27 protein-coding genes are annotated in these 25,854 nt (G+C 60.7%); 17 read left to right on the top strand and 10 right to left on the bottom strand.

Annotated features, from left to right (window positions below; all coding sequences use genetic code 11):
• Positions 1–70 precede the first annotated feature (70 nt).
• Together K419_RS0107820 and K419_RS0107815 are read left to right on the top strand one after the other, a co-directional pair.
• Complete coding sequence (locus K419_RS0107820) at positions 71–463, top strand: GxxExxY protein (protein ID WP_026841101.1); 393 nt, start codon at positions 71–73, stop codon at positions 461–463.
• A gap of 106 nt (positions 464–569) precedes the next feature.
• Positions 570–1,241, top strand: coding sequence for a cytochrome c biogenesis protein ResB (locus tag K419_RS0107815; RefSeq protein WP_026841100.1), 672 nt, complete (start codon positions 570–572; stop codon positions 1,239–1,241).
• Between the two features lie 37 nt (positions 1,242–1,278).
• Here the strand turns inward: K419_RS0107815 and K419_RS0107810 are convergent, their stop codons facing one another.
• The gene (locus K419_RS0107810) at positions 1,279–1,857 is read right to left on the bottom strand and encodes a peptidylprolyl isomerase (RefSeq protein ID WP_026841099.1); all 579 of its coding nucleotides are present in this window, start codon (positions 1,855–1,857) and stop codon (positions 1,279–1,281) included.
• A gap of 158 nt (positions 1,858–2,015) precedes the next feature.
• Between K419_RS0107810 and K419_RS0107805 the strand changes: the two genes are divergently transcribed.
• The 3 genes from K419_RS0107805 to K419_RS0107795 all read left to right on the top strand — a co-directional run bounded on the left by K419_RS0107805 (position 2,016) and on the right by K419_RS0107795 (position 4,663).
• Entirely contained in the window at positions 2,016–3,425 is a 1,410-nt protein-coding gene (locus K419_RS0107805; protein ID WP_026841098.1) for a phosphoglucomutase/phosphomannomutase family protein, read from the top strand.
• A gap of 100 nt (positions 3,426–3,525) precedes the next feature.
• Complete coding sequence (locus K419_RS0107800; RefSeq protein ID WP_026841097.1) at positions 3,526–4,017, top strand: roadblock/LC7 domain-containing protein; 492 nt, start codon at positions 3,526–3,528, stop codon at positions 4,015–4,017.
• 58 nt (positions 4,018–4,075) lie between these two features.
• A complete protein-coding gene (locus K419_RS0107795; RefSeq protein WP_012532388.1) occupies positions 4,076–4,663 on the top strand; it encodes a GTP-binding protein in 588 nt (195 codons plus the stop codon).
• Positions 4,664–4,780: 117 nt separating this feature from the next.
• Here the strand turns inward: K419_RS0107795 and uvrC are convergent, their stop codons facing one another.
• From uvrC to K419_RS0107775, 4 genes are all read right to left on the bottom strand, one after another.
• A complete protein-coding gene (gene uvrC / locus K419_RS0107790) occupies positions 4,781–6,652 on the bottom strand; it encodes an excinuclease ABC subunit UvrC (RefSeq protein WP_026841096.1) in 1,872 nt (623 codons plus the stop codon).
• Between the two features lie 228 nt (positions 6,653–6,880).
• Complete coding sequence (locus K419_RS0107785) at positions 6,881–7,408, bottom strand: RNA recognition motif domain-containing protein (protein ID WP_026841095.1); 528 nt, start codon at positions 7,406–7,408, stop codon at positions 6,881–6,883.
• Between the two features lie 83 nt (positions 7,409–7,491).
• Complete coding sequence (locus tag K419_RS0107780) at positions 7,492–8,691, bottom strand: Tll0287-like domain-containing protein (protein ID WP_026841094.1); 1,200 nt, start codon at positions 8,689–8,691, stop codon at positions 7,492–7,494.
• Positions 8,692–8,875: 184 nt separating this feature from the next.
• Positions 8,876–9,127, bottom strand: a complete 252-nt coding sequence (locus K419_RS0107775) for a cytochrome c3 family protein (protein ID WP_026841093.1) — start codon at positions 9,125–9,127, stop codon at positions 8,876–8,878.
• A gap of 231 nt (positions 9,128–9,358) precedes the next feature.
• Here K419_RS0107775 and K419_RS0107770 point away from each other — a divergent pair, with 231 nt between their 5' ends.
• The 12 genes from K419_RS0107770 to K419_RS0107715 all read left to right on the top strand — a co-directional run bounded on the left by K419_RS0107770 (position 9,359) and on the right by K419_RS0107715 (position 20,389).
• Positions 9,359–10,132: a ParA family protein gene (locus K419_RS0107770; RefSeq protein ID WP_026841092.1), complete on the top strand. Its 774-nt coding sequence runs from the start codon at positions 9,359–9,361 to the stop codon at positions 10,130–10,132.
• A complete protein-coding gene (locus tag K419_RS0107765) occupies positions 10,125–10,964 on the top strand; it encodes a ParB/RepB/Spo0J family partition protein (RefSeq protein ID WP_012532382.1) in 840 nt (279 codons plus the stop codon). The genes K419_RS0107770 and K419_RS0107765 overlap by 8 nt, the downstream gene beginning before the upstream one ends.
• A gap of 470 nt (positions 10,965–11,434) precedes the next feature.
• A complete protein-coding gene (locus tag K419_RS0107760; RefSeq protein WP_026841091.1) occupies positions 11,435–11,860 on the top strand; it encodes a F0F1 ATP synthase subunit B family protein in 426 nt (141 codons plus the stop codon).
• A 1-nt stretch (position 11,861) separates the two neighbouring features.
• The gene (locus tag K419_RS0107755) at positions 11,862–12,461 is read left to right on the top strand and encodes a F0F1 ATP synthase subunit B family protein (protein WP_012532380.1); all 600 of its coding nucleotides are present in this window, start codon (positions 11,862–11,864) and stop codon (positions 12,459–12,461) included.
• Positions 12,458–13,000, top strand: coding sequence for an ATP synthase F1 subunit delta (gene atpH / locus K419_RS0107750; protein ID WP_012532379.1), 543 nt, complete (start codon positions 12,458–12,460; stop codon positions 12,998–13,000). Before K419_RS0107755 ends, atpH begins: the two co-directional genes overlap by 4 nt.
• A 9-nt stretch (positions 13,001–13,009) precedes the next feature.
• Positions 13,010–14,518: a F0F1 ATP synthase subunit alpha gene (atpA, locus tag K419_RS0107745; RefSeq protein ID WP_026841090.1), complete on the top strand. Its 1,509-nt coding sequence runs from the start codon at positions 13,010–13,012 to the stop codon at positions 14,516–14,518.
• 20 nt (positions 14,519–14,538) lie between these two features.
• Entirely contained in the window at positions 14,539–15,402 is an 864-nt protein-coding gene (gene atpG / locus K419_RS0107740; RefSeq protein WP_026841089.1) for an ATP synthase F1 subunit gamma, read from the top strand.
• A gap of 48 nt (positions 15,403–15,450) precedes the next feature.
• Entirely contained in the window at positions 15,451–16,863 is a 1,413-nt protein-coding gene (gene atpD, locus K419_RS0107735; RefSeq protein ID WP_012532376.1) for a F0F1 ATP synthase subunit beta, read from the top strand.
• A gap of 95 nt (positions 16,864–16,958) precedes the next feature.
• Positions 16,959–17,375, top strand: a complete 417-nt coding sequence (locus K419_RS0107730; protein WP_012532375.1) for a F0F1 ATP synthase subunit epsilon — start codon at positions 16,959–16,961, stop codon at positions 17,373–17,375.
• A 158-nt stretch (positions 17,376–17,533) separates the two neighbouring features.
• On the top strand, positions 17,534–18,910 hold the full coding sequence (locus K419_RS0107725; protein ID WP_026841088.1) for an MATE family efflux transporter: 1,377 nt from the start codon (positions 17,534–17,536) through the stop codon (positions 18,908–18,910).
• Positions 18,911–19,004: 94 nt separating this feature from the next.
• Positions 19,005–20,021, top strand: a complete 1,017-nt coding sequence (locus K419_RS0107720) for a retropepsin-like aspartic protease (RefSeq protein ID WP_026841087.1) — start codon at positions 19,005–19,007, stop codon at positions 20,019–20,021.
• Between the two features lie 17 nt (positions 20,022–20,038).
• Positions 20,039–20,389, top strand: coding sequence for a hypothetical protein (locus tag K419_RS0107715; RefSeq protein WP_026841086.1), 351 nt, complete (start codon positions 20,039–20,041; stop codon positions 20,387–20,389).
• A gap of 9 nt (positions 20,390–20,398) precedes the next feature.
• Here K419_RS0107715 and K419_RS0107710 read toward each other — a convergent pair whose 3' ends face one another.
• Genes K419_RS0107710 through K419_RS0107690 form a run of 5 tightly spaced genes read right to left on the bottom strand, consistent with a single transcriptional unit; the run spans position 20,399 to position 25,630 of the window.
• The gene (locus K419_RS0107710) at positions 20,399–21,475 is read right to left on the bottom strand and encodes a protein-glutamate methylesterase/protein-glutamine glutaminase (protein WP_026841085.1); all 1,077 of its coding nucleotides are present in this window, start codon (positions 21,473–21,475) and stop codon (positions 20,399–20,401) included.
• Between the two features lie 8 nt (positions 21,476–21,483).
• On the bottom strand, positions 21,484–22,383 hold the full coding sequence (locus K419_RS0107705; RefSeq protein WP_026841084.1) for an HDOD domain-containing protein: 900 nt from the start codon (positions 22,381–22,383) through the stop codon (positions 21,484–21,486).
• 8 nt (positions 22,384–22,391) lie between these two features.
• Positions 22,392–23,264: a CheR family methyltransferase gene (locus tag K419_RS0107700; protein WP_035496998.1), complete on the bottom strand. Its 873-nt coding sequence runs from the start codon at positions 23,262–23,264 to the stop codon at positions 22,392–22,394.
• Positions 23,265–23,274: 10 nt separating this feature from the next.
• A complete protein-coding gene (locus K419_RS0107695) occupies positions 23,275–25,089 on the bottom strand; it encodes a chemotaxis protein CheA (RefSeq protein WP_026841082.1) in 1,815 nt (604 codons plus the stop codon).
• A 43-nt stretch (positions 25,090–25,132) separates the two neighbouring features.
• Entirely contained in the window at positions 25,133–25,630 is a 498-nt protein-coding gene (locus tag K419_RS0107690) for a chemotaxis protein CheW (RefSeq protein ID WP_012532367.1), read from the bottom strand.
• Positions 25,631–25,854 lie beyond the last annotated feature (224 nt).

The raw sequence follows: 25,854 nt of genomic DNA, 5'->3' as shown, positions 1-25,854 counted from the left end.
GTCATCCGTGTGCGATGCATCTGAATTTGTACGGTAGAATCTTTTCTACTTTCTCTTGCGGGAGGTTGAAATGATTCACGAAAGCATTACTGACAAGATACTGAACGCGTTTTACAACGTTTATAATACTCTCGGCTTCGGGTTTCTTGAGAAGGTTTACGAAAACGCCCTCACGATCGAGCTGACGAAGTTAGGGCTCGAGGTGAAGCAGCAAATACAGGTTCCTGTTTACTACGACGGCATACTGGTTGGAGATTATTTTGCCGATGTCTTAGTTCAAGATGTAATTATTCTGGAGCTTAAAGCTGCAGAAGCCATTCGTAATGAGCACTATGCGCAACTAACAAATTATCTCAAGGCTTCAAATAAAGAAGTAGGGTTGCTCCTGAACTTCGGAAAGAAGCCGGAGTTCAAAAGAATTATTTTTACAAACAACGGCATCGCACACGGATTGAACGGATGACGCGGATAAAGGCGGATTAAACCCTCCAGCTTTAGGTCTTATCCGCGATAATCCGTTTTATCCGCGTCATCCGCGTGCGATGCATTTGACTTTTGGGAGTGTAAAAGTGCTGAAACCCATATACTCTTTTCTGACTTCTCTCAACCTCGGCCTGTGGCTCATGACAGGCGTCATGCTCACCCTGGCGCTCGGCTCTTTCACCCGCGCCAGCGAGTCGGGCATCAATGAGATGCCGCTTCTCTTCTGGCTGCAACGGGCGCCGCTCTCGCTTTCCTGGTGGCTCTGGCTCTGCATCGTCTTTCTGGCCGTCCTCTTCCTGAACGCTCTTATTTGCAGCATCGACGCCCTGAGGAAGAAGGGGCGCAGCATTGCTCCGCACCTGATGCACGCGGGATTCCTGCTCGTCGTGATCGCCCACCTCTTCTCCTCTTACGGAGGGTATAAGCAGCAGATGCAGCTGACGGAGGGAGGGACGATCGGCTTTCCGGACGGCGACCAGGTGCTGTTGGAGAGGATCTCCGGTGAGGTGGGGCAGATGGGGATGCTCAGCTCCTACCGCGCGCAGCTGCGGGTAAAAGGAAGGATAGAGGAGGTGCAGCCGAACCAACCGGTCTTCCACCAGGGGTACGGCATCTACCTCAAAGAGGTGGCGCTCAGCCCGGTGCCGATGGCTCTCGTCGAGATCCACCGCGAGCCGGGTGCCTGGGCGGCCCTTCTCGGGGCGCTGTTCTTCATGGCGGGAAACGTGATGCTGCTAGCGCAGCGCAAGGGGAGATGACGAAATGAGAAGGGGCGCCGCGAGGCGCCCCTTTTTGCTACTTCACTACCTTTACGCTCTGGATCACTACCGGCGTCACCGGGACGTCCGGCATGCCGTTCTTGATCCCGGTCGGGGTGGCGGCGATCTTGTCTACCACGTCCATCCCTTCCAGCACCTTGCCGAATACGGCGTAGCCAAAGGTTCTCTGGCCGCCGGCCGGGTTGTGGTTCAGGAAGCCGTTGTTCACGACGTTGATGAAGAACTGCGAGGTAGCCGAATCGACCATGCCGGTACGCGCCATTGCCAGGGTCCCGCGGTCGTTCTTCAGGCCGTTATTGGCCTCGTTCTTGATGGGTGCACGGGTCGCCTTGGGGGCGATGTCCTTGGTGAGCCCGCCGCCCTGGATCATGAAGCCGGGAATGACCCTGTGGAAGATGGTCCCCTCGTAGAACCCGCTCTTCGCGTACTCCAGGAAGTTCTTCACGGTCAAGGGAGCTTCCTTTTCGAACAGTTCCACCTTCACGTTCCCCTGGCTGGTCTCAATGACCACGACCGGGTTCTTTGTTTCGGCAGCGAATGCGCTGCCGGCGAAGCAAATTACCAGGACCGCGATTAGCATGATTCTTTTCAGCATGTAGTTCCTCCCTTTCAGATAAATTTGTATTGGCCATTTATAAGCCAATCGAAACAGGCGGTCAACCAATTCGGATTGCATTAGGGCAAGTAAAGGTTGACAGAGCAGCCATCGCTGTGGAAAATGCCGAACATTAGCTTATATGGAGGATTCTACCTTTGCAGATCCGATTCGGTACCGACGGTTGGCGCGGCGTGATCGCGGACACCTTTACCTTCGAGAACCTATCCCTCGTGGCGCAGGCCACCATGGATTACATGCATGAGCAGGGAGTGGCGCAAAAGGGGCTGGTGGTCGGATACGACAGGCGCTTCCTGTCGCGGGAGTTCGCCGAAAGGGTAGCGGGGATCGCAGCGGCAAACGGGATCGCGACCCGCCTCTCCGAAAGCTACGCCCCGACTCCGGCCGTCTCCTGGGCGGTCCATGAGGGGGGGGCGGGCGCGGGAATCATGATCACCGCCAGCCACAACCCCCCCTGTTACAACGGCTTCAAGATAAAGGAAGGCTTCGGGGGCTCGGCGAGGCCCAGCACCACGAAGGTTCTGGAGCAGATGGTGGCTCGCAACATGGCGGAGAAGCGCCCGGTGCAGGCGGTAACGCTGGCGGAGGGGCTGGAGTCGGGAAAAATCGCATATTTCGATGCCTGCGCCCCCTATCTGGCGCAGCTGGCAAGGTACGTCGATCTGGAGCTGATCCGCTCCAGCGGCATCAAGGCGGTGGTCGACCCGATGTTCGGCGCGGGGTGCGGCCTTTTGCCGCGCCTGCTGCCCGGCGTCGTCGAGATTCACGGCAGCGAGAACCCTGCCTTTGGCGGCCATCCTCCCGAGCCGATCGCCGAGCACCTGGGGGAGCTGTCGCAGGTGGTCGCCGACGGTTTCTTCCAGGTGGGACTCGCTCTCGATGGCGACGCCGACCGTATCGGCGCCGTCGACGAGCGGGGCAAATACTTCTCCTCGCACCGGATCTTCACCGTGCTGCTCCGTCACCTCTACGAGAGGAAGGGTTTGCGGGGAGGGGTGGTGAAGACGGTCTCGACCACTCAGATGATCGACCGGCTGGCCGAAAAGTATGGCCTGCAGCTCTTCGAGACCCCGATCGGGTTCAAGCACATCTGCGAGGTGATGCTGGAGCACGACATTCTGATGGGTGGCGAGGAGTCGGGCGGGCTCGGGGTAAAGGGGCACATCCCGGAGCGCGACGGCATCTTGATGGCGCTCTTGCTTCTGGAGGCGATGGCCATGAGCGGCAAGGGGCTGCGGGCCCTCCTTGAGGAGACCATGGAGGAGATAGGGCACTTCTATTACCGCCGCATCGACGTCCCCATCTCGGCGGCGGCGAAGCAGCGGCTCTTGGAGCGCCTGGGCGGCGACGCCGTCGACGTCATCGCCGGGCACCGTGTGGCGGCGACGAACTTCAGCGACGGTTTCAAGTACATCCTGGAGGACGGGGCGTGGCTTTTGATCCGCCTTTCGGGAACAGAGCCGGTGCTGAGGCTGTACAGCGAGGCGAGGGAACCGGAGCTGGTGGCCAGGCTCCTGGAGGCGGCGAAGCGGGTTGCAGGCGTGTAAGAAGCGGTTATTGCTGAGGTCAATTACCTTGAAATGGCTGATAGCTTCTGTTATAGAATAGCTTTCGCGGAAAAATTCAGTACCCCCCAAGGAGTCACCCATGGCGAATCCTCAGTTGATTATGTACGACGAGGAATTCAAGCAGATAAACGCTGTGATCGAAAAGCTTCTCCGGGAAGCAAACGCCAAGGTGATTTTCCTGGTGGACAAAAACGGCCAGCTCATCACCGGCTGCGGCGAAACAGAGCGCTTCGACACCACCTCGCTTGCTTCGCTCACCGCCGGGAACATCGCCGCCACCGGAGGCTTGGCCAAACTGATCGGCGAAAAGGAATTCTCCATCCTGTTCCATGAGGGGGAGAAGGACAACCTCCACATCTCCATCGTTGCCGGCAGGGTCATTCTCGTGGTGCTGTTCGATACCCGCTCTTCGTTGGGGCTGGTGCGGCTCAGGGTGAAGAAGTCTTCGGAGGAACTCTCGGCGATATTCGGCAGGCTGATGCAGAAGAGCGAGGAGAAGGAGAAAAGCGGCGACAGCGAATTCCCCTTTGCCGAGATCACCGACGACGATATCGACAACCTGTTCAGCTAAAGCATGGCCCGCCCCATAGTAACCAGTGTGATGCATCAACTATAAGAGGTAACGTCGGATGTCATTCATCAACTACGCTTCCCGTGAAATCAACTGCAAAATCGTCTATTACGGCCCTGGGCTGTGCGGGAAGACGACCAACCTGCAGTTCGTTTACCAGAAGACCGCCCCGGACGCGAAGGGGAAGATGATCAGCCTCGCCACCGAGACCGAACGTACCCTTTTCTTCGATTTCCTCCCCCTGGCGCTGGGCGAGATCCGCGGCTTCAAGACCCGCTTCCACCTGTACACGGTCCCCGGCCAGGTCTTCTATGACGCCTCCAGGAAACTGATCCTCAAGGGGGTGGACGGCGTTGTGTTCGTGGCCGACTCCCAGGAAGAGCGGATGGACGCCAACGTCGAGAGCGTGGAGAACCTGCGCATAAACTTGATCGAGCAGGGGTACGATCTGGACAAGATCCCCTACGTGGTCCAGTACAACAAGCGCGACCTCCCCAACATCCTCTCCGTGGAGGAACTGCGCCGCGAGCTGAACCCCACCAACGTCCCGGAATTCGAGGCCTGCGCCACCACCGGCGAGGGGGTCTTCGAAACCTTGAAGGCCGTAGCCAAGCTGATCCTTTTCGATCTGAAGAAAGGGAAGTAGGGATCCAAGAAGGGAAGTAGGAGAGGGCTTGAGATAATGAACGAAGAAGGGGGCGCCGGAAAAACCGGCGCCCCCTTCTTATTTGCGGCAGGGCTCCCTCCCCCGGAGGGGGAGGGGTTAGTCGTTGTCCATCGCTCCCTCCCCCGGAGGGGGAGGGTTGGGGAGGGGGCTGCCATGCAACCGCTCCACCAACGCCTTCGCCGCGCTTTCGGTCATCCCGGGCGCGCCCTTCAGCTCTTCCAGCGTCGCCTCTTTCACCCGCTTCAAGCTCCCGAAATGCTTCAACAGCGCCTTCTTCCTCTTCTCGCCGATACCCGCGACTCCGTCCAACTCGGACCCGGTCAGGACCTTGCTGCGCACGTCCTTGTGGTAGGTGACGGCGAACCGGTGCGCCTCGTCCCTGATGCGCACCAGGAGCAGTAGCGGGGCGGAACTCTGCCTGAGCGCAATGGCATTCTTGCGGCCGGGGCGGAACACGCGCTCGTCGCTGCGTTCGATCTCTTCGCTCTCCATGTCGCGGGCCACGCGGCTCTTGGCGAGCCCCGCCGCCTCGACCCCGGTGACCTCAAGCTCGTCGAGCACCGCGTTCAAGACGCCCAGCTGCCCGAGACCCCCGTCGACCACGATCAGGTCCGGCTTCTCTTCGCTGCTTTCGGCCTTGAACCTGCGCGAGAGGACCTCGCGCATCATGGCGAAGTCATCCGATTGCAGCACCCCCTTGATCCGGTAGCGCCGGTACAAGGACTTGTCGGCCCTGCCGTCGATGAAGACCACCCGGCTCCCGACCGCCATCTCCCCCTGGATGTTGGAGATGTCGTAGCACTCGATCCTCCTCGGGGGGCGCGGCAGGTTCAGTTTCTCGGCCAGTTCGGTCAGAAGCGTCGCCGAGGAACTCTCCCGCGCCAGGCGCTCCTGGGCAGCGGTCTCGGCGTTCTTCCCGGCGAGTTTCACCATTTCGAGTTTCGGGCCGCGCTGCGGCACCGCGATGGTCACCTTCTTCCCCGCTTTTTCGGAAAGAAGCTCCTCCAGCGCGGCGGGCTCGGCTATGGGAACCGGTATCAGCACCTGGGGGGGGATAGGCGCGTCCAGGTCGTAGTACTCGTTCAGGAAGGAGGCCAGTCCCTCCTCGGTCTCCAGTTCCCAGTCGAAGAGGAAGCTCCGCCCGCCGGTCAGGGTCCCGCCGCGGATGTGCAAAAGGGCAATCTGCATCCGGTCCGCCTCGCGGTGCAAGCCGAAGACGTCGCTGTCGCCGCTTTGCGCCACCATCTTCTGCCGCTCGACCGTCACCTCGATGGCGCGCAGCAGGTCCCGGTAGCGGGCCGCGTCCTCGTAGCGCATCTGTTCGGAGGCCAGGTTCATCTTGGACCGGTACAGCCGCGCCACCTCGGTGTTCTTCCCCTCCAGAAAGAGTGTGGCCCCCTGGGCCAGCGCCGCATACTCCGCGGCCGAGATGAGGCCGCAGCAAGGGGCGGAGCACTGCTTGATCTGGTGGTACAGGCAGGGGCGCTTTCTGGCCATGCAGGTGGCAAGCGGGTAGTGGCGCAGCGGGAACATCTTGTAGAGCTGCTTCAGCACCTCTTTGGCGGCGGTGGCCGAGGCGTAGGGGCCGAAGTAGCGCGCGCCGTCAGAGGGGATCTTCCGGACGATGGATAGGCGCGGGAACTGTTCTTTCATATCCATGCGCAGCGAGAAGTAGGTCTTGTCGTCGCGCAGGTTGATGTTGTACTTGGGGCGGTGCTGCTTGATCAGCGTGTTTTCGAGGATGAGCGCTTCCTTCTCCGTGTCGGTGACCAGGTAGTCGACCGAATGGACAAGTTGCACCATGAAGCGGATGTGGACCCGGGAATCGCGGGTGTCTCCCGCGTAGGAGCGGACTCTTTTCTTGAGGTTGCGCGCTTTGCCGACGTAGATGACGGTGCCGTCGGCGCTCTTCATGAGGTAGACGCCGGGGGAGGGGGGGAAGTTCTCGATCATCGCCTGAGTAATCATGAGGCGTAGTATAGACTGAAGCTGGTTAGAAGGGAAGGTGGGTTGTTTTAAGGCCGCCTGTCTCCCCTCGCCCTTTGGGAGAGGAGAGGGGGTGAGGGCGGTGCCCCGGGCAAGCTCTTGTCTTCGTGGCGTCTCCCTCACCTTGTCCCTCCCCCAGAGGGGGAGGGACCCGAAGTTCACCGGAATTCTTAGAAGCAGCTTCGCAAAGGGAGGCAGGGGGGATTTCTGTTACCGCTTTCCGGATCTGCTGCCGGGTTTCGCGGAGCTGGGTCTTGAAGAGGCCGGCTTCGAAGCTGCGGGTCTTGAACCTGCGGGACGGGAGGAAGCTGGTTTAGCTGCCGGCTTAGGCGCTGCAGGTTTCGCTGCAGCGGGTTTTGCCGCTGCGGCCTTGGGAGCCGCGGCTTTTGGAGCAGCCGTTTTGCCTGCTGCAGCCTTTTCCGCAGCGCTCTTGCCCCACCGCTTCGGAAGCGCCTTGGCGCCGCCCCCGCCGGGCTTCATCTTCTGGGGGTTCGCGTAGGATACGGTGATCGATTTGTCGAGGAGCCACGCTCCGTCCAGCGAATCGATGGCGTCCTTGGCCTCGGCCTCGGTTGACATCCTGACGTAGCCGCACCCTTTGAACTCTCCGGTGACAGCATCCGTGATCAGGTGAACGGAGGTTACCGTCCCTGAGACGGAGAACATCTTGTGAATATCGTATTCCGTAGCGTCGTAGGACAGGCTTCCGACGTACAATTCTTTTCCTGCTTTGGCCATTTAATGAGTTCTCCTTGCCGATGATCGGCACACTCTAGCATAATCGGCAGCCGCGCTGCAAACTTTCCCGCGCGGCCGCGCCCTTATCCCCTGCGCTCCCTGAGAATGGCGGTGAACATCGGCTCCCGGTCCGTCCTGGAAACGGAGAGCACCATCTCCACTTCCGTCCGTTTCCCGCCGACGCCGTTGACTATCTGGCGGGAGGCTTCGTCCCGGAACTCCGCCTGCGTGGAAAGCCTCTCCTTGAGCGCGGCCCCCTCCTCCAGAAAGCCGAAGATCGATTCCCCCAGCAGTTCCTGCCGCGAGCGCCCGAAGAGGGACTCGGCTTTCTGGTTGGCGATGACGATCTTGCCGTCCTTGAGGAAGGTGATCACCGCCGAGGCGGCCACCTCGATGAAGCGGCGGTAGCGCTCGTCCGCCTCCTTCGACTGGACGGTGCGGCTGGAGAGCTCGTCCATCATCTCGTTGAAGGAGCCGATCAGCATGCCGATTTCGTCCTTGGTCTTCTGCGGCAGTTTGTCTTTGAAGTTGCCGGTGCGGGTCACCGAGATCATGCGTTCGGAGAGGAGCTTGATGGGATTCAGGATCTGGCGGCTCATGATGAATCCCATCACCAGGGTGACGATCACGTAGACCATGCCACGGAAGAGGAGGTCGAGTTTGAGGTTTGCGCCCAGTTGGGCGTAGAGGTCCTTGACCGGGATGCTGACCGAGACCGCCCCGATCACCTCGCCCACCTTGTAGTTGTAGGAATAGTGGCCGGGGGGGAAGCGCTTCTTCACGAAATCGGGTGCGGTTTCGTAGCTGCCGTGGCATTCGAGGCAGGAGGCGGTGGCGCGCATCGGCTGCAGGTAACGGAAGAGGCTGATCTCGCCGCTTTGCACGATGTCGTAGACCTCGGCGTTGGGATTGTTGATGAAGTACTGCAGTTGCTTTGTCTCGTAGGCGTCCGGTTTATTGCCGGGGTTGCGGTAGCGCAGCGAGACCTGGCGCACGTAGAACTTGCTGTTTTGGGTGACCCTTTTCGCGACCTGGGTGGCCACCACCTGGGGCACCAGGTTGTAATTTTGTTCAGGCTCCCCCCTGACCACGGAGGACATGTACTCGCGCGTCTCTATTACGGTGGTGGCGAAGCTGCGGGCGTTGTCGACGGCGAACCTGACGATGAATTCTTTCTGCCGGTTGTAGATGAAGAGGCCGCTTGCCAGCAAGAGGGCGATTAAAAGTAGCGACATCAGTCCGAAGAATTTGACGCGGATGGGAAGGTCTGCGGGGCGGGTCATGCATCCTCCTAATCTCATTGACTAAAGGGGAAAGTATAGCCAAGGAGTGGGGATGCGCAACCCACCTTCGCCAAAGGCTACGGTGGGTAAAAAAAGGCCCCTCACCAGGGCCAGGAGGGCAACGAGGGGTGAGGGGCAAGGACCGGCCTGAGGTTGACCGGTCTAAATTCTGAATTTGTCGAAACTACGGCTTTTTATGGCACTCGAAGCAGATCTGCTCGCTCTCGCGGCGCTTCAATTGGGCAGCCTTGTCTTTGGGAATACCTTTACCCATCAGCTTCTCGCCCATCTTGTGACAGTCGAAACAGTTTCTTCCCTGCAGCGCCTTGTGCATGCGCACCATAGCGGGGTTCTTGCTGTGACAGACCTTGCACTCGTAGCCGTAAGCTGCGGACGCAACCAGCAGCATTGCCAATGCCGGAATCAGTTTCTTCATCTGCTCTCCTTTGCTAAGTTCTCATAGTGAACCCTGACGGGTGTCTTAGGCCGAAAACAACTTTCGCCGAGATAGGATATATCCGCTTCCAGACAGCCGCCTTGACCAAAGTCAAGGAACGGTTACCGCCGCTATGAAGAAAAACGCTTTCCATAGAGTCGGCAGTATGGTAGTTTTCCCTGCTTTGAATGTTCTTTAATACCCGAATCAACTCCATATCGAGAAGAAAACATGGCTAAGATCATCTGTGTGGCGAATCAAAAGGGTGGCGTGGGAAAGACCACGACGGCGGTCAACCTTTCAGCCTCGCTGGCTGTCGCCGAACGCCGGGTGCTCCTGGTGGACATGGACCCGCAGGGGAACGCGGGGAGCGGCGTCGGCGCGGACAAGGAACTGCTCGAAGAGAGCATCTACGACGCGCTCATCGATGACGCGCCCGCGGCAAGGATCATCCAGCGCACCGAACTTCCCTACCTGCACCTGTTCCCGGCGACCTCCGACCTCGCGGGCGCCGAACTGGAGCTGGTCAGCGTCACCGACCGCGAGAGGAAGCTCAAGCGGATCCTCAATTCCGTTTCCGACTCCTACGACTACATATTCATCGACTGCCCCCCCTCTTTGAACCTCCTCACCATCAACGCGATGACCGCAGCCAATTCCGTGCTGATACCGCTGCAGTGCGAGTTCTACGCGATGGAAGGGCTTTCGCAGATTTTGAAGACCATCAACCTGATCCAGCAGGGGCTGAATAGCTCCCTCATCATAGAAGGGATCCTGCTCACCATGTTCGACGCGCGAAACAACCTGTCGCGCCAGGTGGGCGAGGAGATCCGCACCCATTTTGCCAAGGAGACCCTGCAGACGGTGATCCCCAGGAACGTTCGTCTCTCCGAGGCCCCCTCGCATGGCAAGCCGATCTGCCTGTACGACATAACCTCCAGGGGGGCCACGAGCTACATGGACCTGGCCAAGGAAATCATCGGACGGGAGGTGTCACATGGTTAAGAAGATGGGGCTCGGCAAGGGGATGGGGGCGCTGCTCCCGGTCGTGGAGGACCACGGCAAGAAGTACTTCTCCTGCCCGATCGAGGAGATCAGGCCCAACAAGGAACAGCCGAGAAAGACCTTCGTCAACGAGAAGCTGGAGGAGCTCGCCGCTTCCATCCGCGAGAAGGGGATCATCCAGCCCCTGGTCGTGCTCAAGAAGGCGGGGCACTACGAGCTGATCGCCGGCGAGCGCCGCTGGCGCGCCGCACAAAAGGCTGGGCTGCGCGAGGTCCCGGTGGTGATCCAGGACGTTTCCGAGGAGACCGCCCTGGAAATGGCGCTCATCGAGAACATCCAGCGCGAGGACCTGAACGCGGTCGAGGAGGCCGAGGCGTACCATGCGCTTTTGGAGCGCTTCTCCCTCTCGCAGGAGGAACTGGCCAAGAGGGTCGGCAAGGAGCGCTCGACCATTGCCAACGCCCTGAGGCTTTTGAGGCTTCCCGCCGAGATCAAGCGCGACGTGGCCGAAGACCGCATCTCCATGGGGCACGCCCGCGCGCTCCTCACCCTGGAAGACCCCGAGGAGCAGAAGGCGGCCCGCGACGAGATCGTCAAGAACCACCTCTCGGTGCGCGAGACCGAGGCGCTGGTCAAGCGCAAGAAGGCGGGACCGGCGAAAAAGCCCCAGAAGCCTGTCGAGAGCCCGGACCAGAAGGACCTCATGGACCGGATGCAGCGCTTCTTCGGAGCCAAGGTCGCCCTGAAGAGTTCCGGGCGCGGCGGCAAGCTGGAGATAAGCTACGCGGACCAGAAGGAACTCGCCAGGATCGTGGAACTCCTGAACCTGTAGCGCGCCGTCTCGATTCGATTGGAACGAGCCTCAACCCATGCCTCGTCTTCCGCATGTTTCCCCAACTCTTTCAGTAATGTGGAGAGGAAAGCTGCTTGTCTCCCCTCGCCCTTTGGGAGAGGGGAGGGACGGAATGTTCAGTCTGTGATTCTCCATTTGGCAGAGGGAAAAGTTGGCTGCAGTAAATTGTCATACGTTTGCCAAAAACTGTTTTGAACTTGCTCATAGCAACCGGTTGATGCCACTTGCAAGAGTGCCCTCTGTCTCCAGCTACAGCGCCCACTGTCACAGCAAAGTCGCCCCGCTCAGCCTCCTCTGCAGCTGACGAAACTGTATACAATTCTTCATCCCAAGGGATAAATCGCTTGACACAAAAAGGATTTATGTGGTAGCTATCACCTGTTTTGCGCGGACCCAGCTACAGCCTAAGACGTATACGTCTTTAAAAATGTTCGAATAGAGGTGGTTTGGTGATCAATTTAGACATCGCATTTGTATTCCAGCTGGTGAACTTTCTGGTTCTCGTGCTGCTCCTGAACGCCTTCCTCTACAAGCCGATCAGGAAACAGCTCGCCGAGCGCTCCGCCCAGATCAACGGCGCAAAGCAAAAGAGCGCCGAGGTCGACCGGGAAGTGCAGGAGAAAATGGCCGGCTACGAGGCACGCATGCGCGAGATCCGCGCCGGTGCCGCCGACGAGCGTGGCGCACTGAAGAAGGAGGCCCAGCAGCAGGAGGCCGCCATCCTGGACAAGGCGCGTTCCGAAGCCGGCGCGAGCCTCGCCTCCATCAAGGCGAAGGTTGCCCAGGAGACCGAGGACGCACGCCGTCTTCTCACCGCAAGCGCCGAGACCCTGTCCGCCGATATCTGCGAAAAAGTTCTGGGGAGGAGTCTCTAGCATGCATAAGAAAAGTTTCGTTACCACCCTCTCCGTCTGCGTCATGATCCTCGGCCTCGCGGCCCTGGGCTTCGCTCAGGAAGCTGCCGAAGGCGGGGCGCACCACGCAAACTCCGGCGCGCAGATGAAAGACTTCATGTGGCGCACGATCGACTTCGCCCTCCTGGTCGCCATCGCGGTCTGGGCTCTCAAGAAGGCCGACGTGAAGGGCTCGCTCGCCGCTCGCCGCTCCGGCATCGAGAAGACCCTGCAGGAAGCGGTCGCCGCCAAAGAGGCAGCCGAGAAGAAGTTCGCCGAGTACTCCCAGCGCCTGGACCAGGCCAACAAGGAGATCGAAGTGATCTCGGCCAACATGAAGCGCGAAGGGGAGCTCGAGAAAGAGCGCATCATCGCCGAGGCGAACGACGCGGCCGCCAGGATCAAGGCCCAGGCCGAAGCCTCCGCCGCACAGGAAGTGCTGAAGGCCAAAGCAGAGCTTCGCGCCGAGGCTGCCAAGCTCGCGGTCGAACTGGCCGAGCAGAAGATCGTTAAGAACATTGCAAAAGGCGACCAGGACAAGCTGGTGGGCGAATATATCTCCAAGGTGGTGACTCTACATTGAGTACGAACGCTATAGCCAAACGTTACGCCAAGGCACTCGTGCAGCTTGGCTCGGAAGCCGGGAGCGTGGACAGCTTCAACGCTGAGCTGACCCGTTTCAGCGCTCTCCTCACGGACAGCCGCGATCTCTCGGCGGTTTTCGCCAACCCCGCCTACGGCATCGAGTCGAAGCGCGAGGTTATGAAGGAGCTGGTAGCCAAACTCCAGCTCTCCCCGATGATCTCCAACCTCCTGATGCTCCTTCTGGAGCGCGGCCGCATCTCGGTGCTGCCGCAGATCTCCGAGAGCTACGGCGCATTCGCCGACGAGCTTTCCGGAGTCATCCGGCCGACGCTTTCCTCGGGTCTTCCCCTGGAAGCGAGCCAGATCGAAGAGATCAGGAGCGCCCTTGCCAAGTCGACCGGCAAGAAGGTGGAGCTTAAAGTTGAAGTTGACCCCTCGCTGATCGGCGGGGTTGTTACCAAGATCGGCGGCAAGGTTTTCGACGGCAGCGTAAGGACACAGCTAGCAAGAATTCAGGATATATTACAGAAGGGGTGAGACGGTTCTATGGAAATCAAAGCGGAAGAAATCAGCGAGATTATCAGGAAGCAGATCAAGGACTACGGCACTGAAGTAGCTGTTGCCGAAACGGGGACCATTATCTCCATCGGTGACGGTATCGCACGTATCCACGGTCTTGACAAGGCGATGGCAGGCGAGCTCCTCGAGTTCCCCGGCGGCATCACCGGCATGGTTCTGAACCTCGAGGAAGACAACGTCGGCGCGGCGATCCTCGGCGAGTTCTCCGAGATCAAGGAAGGCGACTCGGTCAAACTGACCGGCAAGATCGTCGAGGTTCCGGTAGGCCCGGCCCTGATCGGCCGCGTGGTCGACGCGATCGGTAACCCGATCGACGGCCTCGGCGCGATCAGCACCGACACCTTCGGCAAGGTGGAAGTGAAGGCCCCCGGTATCGTCAAGCGTAAGTCGGTGCATCAGCCGATGCAGACCGGCCTCAAGGCGATCGACTCCATGGTTCCGATCGGGCGCGGACAGCGCGAGCTGATCATCGGCGACCGTCAGACCGGCAAGACCGCCGTAGCGATCGACACCATCATCAACCAGAAGGGCGGCGACGTGGTCTGCATCTACGTCGCAATCGGCCAGAAGCGCTCCACGGTCGCCCAGGTTGTTTCCAAGCTGAAAGAGCACGGCGCCATGGATTACACCATCGTCGTCGCCGCAACCGCCTCCGAGCCGGCGCCGCTGCAGTTCATCGCACCGTACACCGGCGTCACCATGGGCGAGTTCTTCCGCGATTCCGGCAAGCACGCACTCATCATCTACGATGACCTCTCCAAGCAGGCCGTCGCTTACCGCCAGCTTTCGCTGCTCCTTCGCCGTCCGCCGGGGCGCGAAGCTTACCCGGGCGACGTCTTCTACCTGCACAGCCGTCTCCTCGAGCGTGCCTGCAAGGTTTCCGACGACTGCGGCGCAGGCTCCCTGACCGCACTGCCGGTCATCGAGACCCAGGCGGGCGACGTTTCCGCGTACATCCCGACCAACGTGATCTCGATCACCGACGGCCAGATCTACCTGGAGAGCGACCTGTTCTACTCCGGCGTACGTCCCGCCATCAACGTCGGCCTCTCCGTTTCCCGCGTCGGCGGCTCGGCGCAGGTTAAGGCGATGAAGCAGGTTGCAGGTACCCTGCGTCTGGCCCTCGCCCAGTACCGCGAGATGGCGGCTTTCGCCCAGTTCGGTTCCGATCTGGACAAGGCTACCCAGATGCAGCTCGCCCGCGGCGCACGCTTGGTCGAGATCCTGAAGCAGCCGCAGTACCGTCCGATCCCGAACGAGAAGCAGGTCCTGATCATCTTCGCGGCCAACAACGGCTTCGTCGACGACTACCCGATCGGCTCCCTCGGCCGCTACGAGACCGAACTCTACGCATTCTTCGACTCCAGGAAGGCGACTCTCCTGGGCGAACTGCGCGACAAGAAAGCGATCGACGACGCCATGAAGGGCGAGATCATCGCTTCCCTCGAAGAGTTCAAGAAGGAATTTACTGCCTAAACCAAGGACGGACTTAGCGAATGGCAAACCTCAAGAGCATCAAGAAACGGATCGTATCCGTAAAAAATACCAGGCAGATCACCAAGGCCATGAAGATGGTCTCTGCCGCCAAGCTGCGTCGCGCCCAGGAAAACGTTGTGGCTGCGCGACCCTACGCGGGGAAGCTCGCGGAGGTGCTGGAGCGGCTGGCCAAGACCCAGGAGTCGGACGCAAGCCCGCTCATGGTGAAGCGCGACACGCGTCGGGCGCTCTTGGTGGTGGTCACCTCGGACAGGGGCCTTTGCGGCGGCTTCAACGCCAACCTGTCCAAGGCCGCCGAGCGCTTCATCAACGAGCGCAAGGGGGATTTCTCGGAGCTGTCCCTGATGACCATCGGCCGCAAGGGGTACGAGTTCCTGCGTAACCGCCACACGGTCAGGAAACATCACGGCAACATCTTCTCCACCCTCTCCTACCACACGGCGGCGCTCATCGCGGCGGAACTGGTGGAAGGGTACCTGGCTGAAGAGTACGACGAGGTCTACGTCATATACAACGCCTTCAAAAGCGTCATGACCCAGGACATCACCCTGGAGCAGCTCCTCCCGGTGACGGCGAAAACCACCGACACCGACGAGGTAGGGACCGAGTACATCTACGAGCCGTCCAAGGCTGCGCTTCTCGACGAACTGCTCCCCAAGCACATCGAGGTGCAGGTGTTCAAGTCGCTCCTCGAATCCGTCGCCTCCGAGCACGGCGCCAGGATGACCGCCATGGACAGCGCCTCCAAGAACGCCACGGAGATGATCGGCAAGCTGACCCTGATCTACAACAGGGCGCGCCAGGCCGCCATTACCACGGAGCTGATGGAAATCATCTCCGGCTCTGAATCGATAAAGGGTTAACACTTATAAACATATGTGGCCCTGCGGGCCGCAGGAGGAAGAGGTTACATGAGTCAGAACTTCGGAAAAATATCGCAGGTCATCGGCGCAGTTATCGACGTCGAATTCGAGCCGGGCAAGCTTCCCCCGATCTATCAAGCTCTCAGGGTCACCAACCCTGCGATCGACGATCAGGAGTTCAACCTTGTTCTGGAAGTCGCACAGCACTTGGGCGAGAACGCGGTCAGGACCATCGCAATGGACTCCACCGACGGTCTGGTTCGTGGCCAGCAGGTTAAAGACATGGGCAAGCAGATCTCGGTACCGGTCGGCAAGAAGACCCTGGGCCGCATCCTGAACGTCATCGGCGAGCCGGTTGACGAGATGGGCCCGATCGGCAACGAGAAAGAGTACGGCATCCACCGCGAAGCCCCGCTCTTCGTGAACCAGTCGACCAAGGTCGAGGCGTTCACCACCGGGATCAAGGTCGTCGACCTCCTCGCACCGTACGCCAGGGGGGGCAAGATCGGCCTCTTCGGCGGCGCAGGCGTCGGCAAGACCGTTCTCATCATGGAGCTGATCAACAACATCGCCAAGCAGCACGGCGGCTTCTCCGTCTTCGCCGGCGTCGGCGAGCGTACCCGCGAAGGGAACGACCTCTGGATGGAGATGAAGGAGTCCGGCGTTCTCGACAAGGCTGCACTCGTGTACGGCCAGATGAACGAGCCCCCGGGGGCGCGTGCCCGCGTCGCTCTCTCCGCGCTCTCCATCGCAGAGTACTTCCGCGACGAGGAAGGCCAGGACGTGCTCCTCTTCGTTGACAACATCTTCCGCTTCACCCAGGCGGGTTCCGAGGTTTCCGCACTCCTCGGCCGTATCCCCTCCGCCGTCGGTTACCAGCCGACCCTGGCAACCGAGATGGGCGAGCTGCAGGAGCGCATCACCTCGACCAACAAGGGTTCCATCACCTCGGTCCAGGCGATCTACGTTCCGGCCGACGACTTGACCGACCCGGCTCCGGCTACCGCCTTCGCCCACTTGGACGCGACCACCGTTCTCTCCCGTCAGATCGCCGAGCTCGGCATCTACCCGGCAGTGGACCCGCTCGACTCCACCTCCAGGATCCTCGATCCGCAGGTAATCGGCGACGAGCACTACGCCATCGCGCGTCAGGTTCAGTACGTGCTGCAGAAGTACAAGGATCTCCAGGACATCATCGCGATTCTCGGTATGGACGAGCTCTCCGAGGAGGACAAGCTGGTTGTTGCCCGTGCCAGGAAGATCCAGAAGTTCCTCTCCCAGCCGTTCCACGTCGCGGAAGCCTTCACCGGCTCCCCCGGCAAATACGTCGAACTGAAGGACACCATCAAGGGCTTCTCCGAGATCATCGCCGGCAAGCACGACGACCTCCCCGAGCAGGCCTTCTACATGGTCGGCACCATCGAGGAAGCTATCGAGAAGGCCCAGAAGCTCGCGGTGTAATTAATCTGGTCACGGCAAAAGGCTTGAGGTAAGGGGGACTGGCTCCGCTGGTGCCTGTCCCCCTCTTCATCACGCCTTAGCCTCAAGAGGTTTATATGGCTGAAAAACTGAAGGTTGAACTGGTAACTCCGTACAAGAAGGTCCTCTCCGAAGAGGTCGACGAGATCACCGCTACCGGTGCCCTCGGAGAATTCGGCGTTCTGCCGGGCCACGCTCCCTTCCTCACCTCGCTGAAGATCGGCGAGCTGGCCTACAGAAAGGACGGTGTGTCGCACCACATGGCGCTGAACTGGGGCTACTTCGAGGTCGAGAACGACACCGTTACGGTGCTGGTGGAGACCGCCGAGAAGGCGGACGAGATCGACCTGGAGCGCGCCAAGGCCGCCCTGGGCCGCGCCGAGACCGAACTAAAGGGCCTGACCCCGGAGGACAAGAACTTCCGGATCTACGAAGCCGCGCTCGAGCGCGCGCTGATCAGGGTCCAGGTCGCCGGCAAGGCGGCCAGACGCTAAGCGTTTACGATTACCATGCATTAAAAAGAGCGGCCTGCCGCTCTTTTTTTTTATCCGGAGAGCGTGTAAGCTATTTATTCTTTCTCCCCAGAAGCCGCGCCTCCACCGGCTTTCCCTGCACCAAGGCGGGTGTCCGCACCTTTTTCGTCGAGGGCTCCATGAACCACGGTCACGAGCTGCTGCACCAACCGATCCCGGGGTTGATCAGGAAACTGGCCGTTCCCACCAGCGTCGGCTATTTCTTCAACACCATGTTCAACGTGGTCGATACCTTCTACGGCGGGAGGGTCTCCACCGAGGCGCTCGCCGCACTTTCCTTATCTTTCCCCATCTTCTTCCTCATCATCGCCATCGGCGCCGGGATCTCCACCGGAGCCACCGCGCTCGTAGGTCACGAGCTCGGGGCGGGCAACGCCGAAGAGGCGAGGCACCTGGCGGGGCAGACCATCTCCTTTGGCATCGTGCACGGCTTTCTGGTTGCAGCGGTCGGCTTTTCGGCCGCTCCGCTGCTCTTCCAGCTCCTGGGCGCCAAAGGCCCAGTGCTTCAGTTCGCGCTGCAGTACATGGACACCATCTTCACCGGGAGCATTTTCTTCCTGATCAACTACGTCTTGAACTCCATCTTGAACGCGACCGGCGACAGCCGCAGCTTCCGCAACTTCCTCGTCGTCGGCTTCTTCCTAAACATGATTTTCGACCCCTGGTTTCTATATGGAGGACTCGGGGTGCCGGCGCTGGGGCTCTCCGGCATAGCCTGGGCCACCGTGCTGGTTCAGGGGGTGGGAAACATTTATCTCGCCATGAGAGTCAGGCAGTCGGGGATGCTGGATGGGTTCCGCTGGAGGGAGCTGGTCCCCCGTCGGCACGCCTACTCCCAACTGGCCCGCCAGGGGTTTCCCTCCAGCCTCACCATGATGACCGTCGCGAGCGGCATCTTCCTGATCACCTGGTTCGTCGGGCGCTTCGGGAGCGAGGCTGTGGCGGCATACGGCATCGGGGCGCGGATCGAGCAGATCGCTCTCCTTCCTGTGATGGGAATGAACGTGGCGACGCTCGCCCTGGTGGCCCAGAACAGCGGGGCGCGGCAACTGGAGCGGGTGGTGCAGACCATCAAGACTGCGCTCCGGGTCGGGGTGGCGTTCATGGGGGCGGGAACGGTTGTCGTATTCCTGGCGGCCCGTCCGTTGATGGGGCTTTTCAGTAACGACCCCAAGGTGGTGGAAATAGGGGTCGGCTATCTCAGGATCGAGGCTTTCGTCTTCGTCGCTTACGTCATCCTCTACACCTGCGTCGCCGTGTTGCAGGGGTTGAAGAGGCCTGGGTTTGCCCTGATGATCGGGTTGATGAGGCAGATCGTTTTCCCCCTTCCGGTGTTCTACCTCCTTGCGGTGTTCTTGGGGTTCGGGCTCCCCGGGATTTGGTGGGGAATACTGCTGGTGACCTGGGGGGCTGCCTGCGTCACCCTCGTATACGTGCTGCGGCTAGCGGCCGGCATGAGTCTTGCCGGCGCGGAGCTGGAGAGTGCTGCTGACTGATCTCGCGGCCGGGAAGGCCCTGTCCCAGCAACCATCTCTGACCCGCGGAACGCGCTGTTAGTACCTTCGCATCAGCTGTCTTGGGGGTGCATTCATGGATCGCCTGTGTGCCAAGATGAAGGAAAGGGTTGCGCTGGAGTTGCAGGAGACGGTGGATCCGCTGGCGCGAGAGGCGCTTCTGATAGCGGCGCTCTACGAGGTGAGCCGCACTGTGCTCGCGGACCTCGGCATGCCGAGGAAATCGCAGGAGTACCAGCGGGCGCGCGATGCGGTCCTGGACCTGGTGAGCTCCATCGCCATTCCGCTGGTACGGGGGGGAGGGGAGTGGGGCATCGCCGTCTTATCCGAGCTGGCGGAAGGGTGTGCCGACCCCCTCTTGAAGAAGAAACTTTCGGTGTACGCCCAGGAACTGGTTGCCAAGTCGAGGACGGTGGCCAGGGAGAAGGCAGGTGGGGCCAGGCGGATTGCAGCTTGGTGCGCAGCCGTCTGTACGGTCGGCAGCATTGCCTGCTACCTCTTAGATTATGGGAGCCCCACCCGAGCCGGAGCGGGTAAACCGAGCCCCGCCGCTGCACTCATAAGCCCGGCCCCTGCCGTGGCGCCTGACAAGCCGCCAACCCCGGCGCCGCAGCGAAGCGCTGATGCGCCTCTACCGACCGAGCAGAGCGAACCGGTGGTTCAGAAGGTGACACCGGCTCCCGCGCCGGCGCCACCTACCCGCGGGGAACAGGTGACCCCCATCCGCATGGTGAGCGGACAATTGCTGGTTCCGGTAACTCTGAAACAGGGTGGTGTATCGGTAACGGTTCAACTGGTTGTGGATACCGGCGCCACCAGGAGCGTGGTGCACGAGGAGGTTTTAAGGAGGCTCCCGATCGATCTGCGATCCGTCCGAACCTCTGTGGCCGAGGTTGCAGATGGCAGGCTGGTCAGGTCTCGGATCGGCAAGGTGGATCTTCTGACGGTGGGCCCCTTCGCCCACCCCTCGATGGAGTTGGAGGTGATACCGTTCAGCGGCGGCGGGGTGCACGACGGTCTGCTCGGCATGGACTTCCTGGGGAAGCACCCGCACCAGATCGAGATGGATCGCCAGCTGATCCGCTGGTTTTGATAGCGAAGGAGGGAGATGTGAAACTCGAAGAGATCCGTGCCAGGCTGGACGCGCCCTTAGCGGGGCGCCTGCGGCTGCTGCCGCTGCGCATCTGGCGCACGCTGCAACTGGCCTTTCTGGCGCTGCTTCCGTCGCGGGGGGGGGCGGCGGAACCGGGAGCTGCGGGGGAAGCGCGGGAGTGCGAACCGCTGCAGATCAGAGGGGGGATGGGGCGTTTCCTTGACGAGGGGGGGGAGTTGCGGCTCTTCTTTCCGGAGTGCCTGGCGCCGGCTGCCCCTTTCATCCTGTTCCGCTTGAAGCGCGAGGGTTTCTCGCGCTGCAGGGTGGAGGCAGCGGAGCGCGGCCTCTTGGTGCGCGGGCGGCGCTAGGCGCCGCCCTCAGCTGATCATCTTTCCTATCTCGAACCCGATCTGGTCCAACGGCAGCACCAGGTCGGCGACCCTCCCCTCGATGCAGGCCCGCGGCATGCCGTAGATGGTGGAGGTCGCCTCGTTCTGCACCAGGGTAAGGCCTCCTTTCTCCTTCAGGTGCTTCATCCCCTTGAACCCGTCGTTCCCCATTCCGGTCAGTATCACCCCCAGCATGGAGCCGTTGCTGGCGTCGCAGAGCGAGGTCAGCATCTGGTCCACGCTGGGAATATAGACGTACTGCGGGAAATCGGCGCTGGGAGCGATGCGTACCACGATGTTGCTCCCTTGGCGCACCAAGGTGGTGTGCTGCCCTCCCGGCGCGATCAACACCTCGCCCCCCTTCACCACGTCGCCGTTGGCCGCCTCCTTGATGGAAAGGGAGCACTTCGCATTCAGCCTGTCCGCATAGGGGCCGGTGAAGGCCTTGGGCATGTGGATGGCGACCACGATGCCGTGCGGGAAGTTGACCGGTACGCGCGAGAGCACCTCCTGGAGTGCGACCGGGCCGCCGGTGGAGGCGCCGATGCCGACACATCCGATGCGGCGGTTCGCAAAGTGGGAAGGGCGGACCTGGGGCGGCTGCACCAATCTCGGGGCAGTTGCGCCTATCCCGGCTTTTTTCGGGGGGGCGGAAAGGGCAGCCTCCTGAACCTTGGCGAGTAGCGCCGCCTGGAAGACGGCCTGGGCATCCTTGCAGTCGCTCACGTTCTTGGGGACGTAGTCGATGGCGCCTGCCTCCAGTGCCTCGAAGGTGGCGCGCGCCCCCTCGCTGGTGAGCGTTGAGACCATAAGCACCCGGGTCGGCTGCTTGGCCATGATCTGTTTCAGGGCGGCGATGCCGTCCATGCGGGGCATCTCCACGTCCATGGTGATCAGGTCGGGCTTCAGCGCCAGCGCCTTGTCCACCCCTTCCAACCCGTCCGCAGCGATTCCGACCACTTCTATCCCCGGCGCCTTGGCGAGAATGCCGCGGATCGCCATGCGCATGAAGGAGGAGTCGTCGACGATTAGTACCCTAAATTTGTTCCGGCCGTCGGGAATCATGATAGCTCCTAAGCTCCTATCCCCTGGAAGATCGATTTCACCATGTCCTGAATCTCGGGAACCCGGTCGTCCAGTTCGTAGCAGAAACGCTCGACATCGAGGTCTGCCAGGTGTGGGGCGTAACCCTTGAGTATGGCCCAGGCTTTTTCATCCGCGAGGTTGAAGGAAACCCACGAGGTCCCGCCGTAGTCGAGTTGACGTACCGAGCAGAAGAGGTCTGCCAGGTTCACTATGGCGCAAAGGGTGGGATCGATGACAGCCTCCTCGGGGGCGTGGTGCAATGCGATCACCTCGCGGTAATCCGCGGGGAAGTTCCATTTCTTGGCGATGCAGAGGCCGACCTCGTTGTGGGAAGTCCCCAGGAACTCGGCCTCCTTCTCCACCAGGCGGAACGACTGCCCCTGCACCGAATCGAGCAGGGCGCGGAAGGCGTCCTGGCGGTAGTAGGAGAGGAACACCTCGCCTATGTCGTGCACGATACCGACAAGATAGGCCTTCTCCGTGTCGGGATAGCGCACCCGCTGCGCGATGATCTTCGACACCACCCCGACGCCGAAGGAGTGCTCCCAGAAGCTCTTGATGTCGAAGACGCCGTCTCGCCCCTCGAAGACGTCGACGAAGGAGCAGGTGAAGGCAAGCTCGCGGATGTGACGGAAACCCAGATAGATCAGGGCCCTTTTAACGGACTTTATTTCGTGCGCCGGCTTGTAGAGCGGCGAGTTGACCATCTTGATGACGCGGGCCGCGAGGACCTGGTCGGCCAGGATCATGTCGGCCACCTCGTCCAGTTCTACCCCGGGGCGGTCGAGGAGTTCGATGACCCGGGTGGCTACCTGCGGAATGGTGGGGAGGTCGACGAAGCTCGCCACCATCTCTTCAGCAGTCTGCATCATGGCTGCTCTTTCCATACTCATCCTCACTTGTTATAGGTGAACCCGCCGGGGAAGTGTACGGTCTTGAATTTATCGTTCACCCCGTGCAGCGACTCGGACTGCCCCACGAAAAAATACCCGTAAGGCTGCAGGTTGTTGTAGAAATGCTGGACCACCTTGCTCTTGGACGAGGTGTCGAAGTAGATCAGCACGTTGGCGCAGAATATGAAATCGAAGCTCTTCATGAAGAGCATCTTGTTGTCGTCGTAAAGGTTCAGCTGGCTGAAGGTGGCGAGCTTTTTCACCTCTGGGGAGAGCAGGAACTTTCCGGGCGCCTCCTCCTTGAAGTACTTCTTCAGGTAAAAGTCGGGGGTGTTGCGCACCGAGTAGCTGTTGTAAACCCCTTCCTTGGCCTGGGCCAGCACCGTCTCGTTGATGTCGGTGCCTACGATCTCGATGATCCAGTCCTTGAGCAGCGTGGCCCTTTTCTCCAGGAAGATCATGGCCATGGTGTAGGCCTCTTCCCCCGAGGAGGAGCCGGCGCTCCAGATGCGGAGCTTTTTGAAGCCGATCTTTCCCTTGGCCGCGACGATCTCCGGTAGAAACTTGTTCTCCAGCGCGGTCAGCTGCGGCATGTTCCTGAAGAAGCAGGTCTCGTTGGTGGTGATCTCGTCCAAAAGCTTGGTGAGCTCGGTCCTGCCGGTAGCGGCGCCGCGCACGTACTGGTAGTAATCGCCGTGGCTCTTGCAGCCGGTAGCTTCCATCCTCCGGGCCAGCCGGCTTTCAAGGAAGTACTTCTTGCTGCTGTGGAAGTAGATGCCGCAGACGTTATATATATAGTCCCGAAGCTGCTCGAAGTCCTTTTCGTTGATCTTCGGGGCCGCTTTCGCGTCGAATGGTTTCATGTCCAATGCCATTATCTTCCCCTCAGGCTGCCCCGCCCCCGATCAGACCAATCGGATCCACGATCAGTGCCACCCGCCCGTCGCCCATGATGGTTGAACCGCCGATGCCAGGTAGATTGGCCAGGAACTTGCCCAGCGACTTGATGGCGACCTCCTGCTGCCCCAGGAGTCTGGTGACGATGAGGCCGATGCGCTTCTCGGCTACGCCGACTATGACCACGTAGCAGGTGTCGCGATCGGTGTAGACCTCCTGGCAGCTGAAGGTCTGTTGCAGCCGCAGGAGCGGGAGCACCGAGTCCCTCAGTTTGAGCACTTCCTGTCCGCCGATCATGTGGAACTCGTTCTTGCTCACCCGCATGGTCTCGATGACCGACGCAAGCGGTATGGAATAGACTTCCTTCTCCACCTCCACCAGCAGGGACTGGATGATGGCCAGGGTAAGCGGGAGCTTCAGTGTGAACTCGGTGCCGTGCCCGACGTCGTTCTTGATCTCGATGATGCCGTTTAACTTCCGGATGTTGGTGCGCACCACGTCCATGCCGACGCCGCGGCCGGAGAGGTCGGTGGTTTGCTCCTTGGTCGAGAAGCCCGGGAGGAAGAGGAGGTCGAGGATCTCGCGGTTCCCCATGGAAGCGAGCTGTTCCTCGGTGACGAGCCCCTTCTCCAGCGCCTTCTTCGAGATCCGCTCGGGGTCTATGCCTCGGCCGTCGTCCTTGATGCTGATGACGATCTGGTTCCCCTCGTGGGCGGCGGAGAGGACCACGGTGCCGGTGCGGTCCTTGCCGGAGGCAAGACGTTGGTCCGGGGTTTCCAGTCCGTGGTCCAGGGCGTTGCGGATCAGGTGGATCAAGGGGTCGCCGATTTCGTCGACGACGGAGCGGTCGAGTTCAGTCTCCTCGCCGATGATGACCAGGTCCACTTCCTTGCCGAGGTCGCGCGCCAGGTTCCTGACGATGCGCGGGAACTTCTTGAAGACCTTCTCCACCGGCAGCATCCGCATCTTGAGGACCTGCATCTGCAGCTCGGAGGTGACGAAGTTGAGCCGCTTGGAGAGTTTGCCGAAGTCGTCGCCGAAGCCGGTGGGGTCGAGACCAGTCTGGTAGTCGCTGTGCAGCTGGATCATCCGGTTGCGCTCGAGCACCAGTTCGCCGACCTGGTTCATCAGGTCGTCCAGGCGCTTCACATCGACGCGCACGGTGGAGTTGTCGGCCAGTTCCTCCCCTTTGGGGGCAGGCTTTTGCGGCTCTTTGACCGGCTGGGGCTTGGGCTGCGTCGCCGGCGCCGCTGCTGCCGCCTTGGGCGCGCCGGTATCGGCGGGTGCGCTCTCCTTCTCACCGGCTGCTTTCGCCGCTGCATCCGCGGCGGGCTCGGGGGGGGAAGGAGGCGTCGCGACCTTCTCCTCCTTGGGAGCTGAGGTAGGGGCGAGCACCGTAGCTTCGGTCGCGTTCTCGGAGAGAAACGGAATCAGCTTGGAGATGGTCCCCTCGAGGTCCCTCTCGACGATATCCCCCCCCTTGATGTCGGCCACCAGTGTCTTCACCAGGTCGACCGCCTCCAGGATCACGTCCATGATCTCAGGGTTGAGGAAGAGCTCCCCCTTTCTCAGGCGGTTCAGCACATCCTCGGTCTTGTGAGTCACTTTGACCAGCATGTCGAACCCGAGGAAGCTGGAGGCCCCTTTGACCGTGTGGATAGAGCGGAAGATGCGATTCATCAGCTCGGCGTCGTCCGGGCTCTTCTCCAAGGTGATCAGGTCGTCGTCTAGTTTTTCCAGGAGTTCGGTGGTTTCCGCCAGAAAACCTTCCAGTAGCTCCTGATCTTCGCAGTCTATAGCCATGATGCGCTCCGGGAAGGGGGAAGAGTTTTCCCCCGTTGGTACCTTAACCTACGTTGCTGAACAGCCTGCGCTCGTCGGCGGAGAACATACGCTCCAGGTCGAGCAGAACGAGGAGCCGGTCGGCCTGGTTGATGACCCCGGCCATGCATTCCTGCTCTATGCCGCTGGAAACCGCCGGGGGCGGGGGCTGGATCTCCTTTTCGGAGATGCGGATCACCTCGGAGACCTCGTCGACGATGAATCCCATCAGCTCGCCGACCACCTCCATGACCATGATCCGGGTTCTTTTGTCGTATTCCGAGTCCACCAGGTCGAACTTCTTGCGCAGGTTGATGATAGGGATCACCTTGCCGCGCAGGTTGATCACCCCTTCCACGTAGTGCGGGGTGTTGGGGACGCGGGTGATGTTCAGCATGCGTATGATCTCCCGCACCATCAGGACGTTTATGCCGTACTCCTCTTTTTCGAGGTTGAAGCTCACCAACTGGATCAGCTCACCCCCGTATTCCTCGCTTTTAACCTTCGTGAGTGCGGTCTCCATGGACCCTCCCTGTGCGGTGAAATCATAGGCGGCGGAAGCCGGGCTCCCGCCGCATTAGTTTCCTATTCGGTAACCTGAACCAAAGGTTGAATATTTTTTTCTCTCTTGCGCTGCTGCCGCCTCCCCCGCACAAACAGGGGCTTCGGGGCGGTGAGCGACTGAGGAAGGCGCACCTGCGGGGTCAAGTGCAAATAATTGACACCGGAGGCCGTTGCCGGCAAGTC

The organism is Citrifermentans bremense R1, from assembly GCF_000426865.1.
In the GTDB taxonomy this organism is placed as follows: domain Bacteria; phylum Desulfobacterota; class Desulfuromonadia; order Geobacterales; family Geobacteraceae; genus Geomonas; species Geomonas bremensis.
The sequence above is the reverse complement of the archived record's forward strand: the minus strand, read 5'-3'. Positions and strand labels throughout refer to the sequence as shown.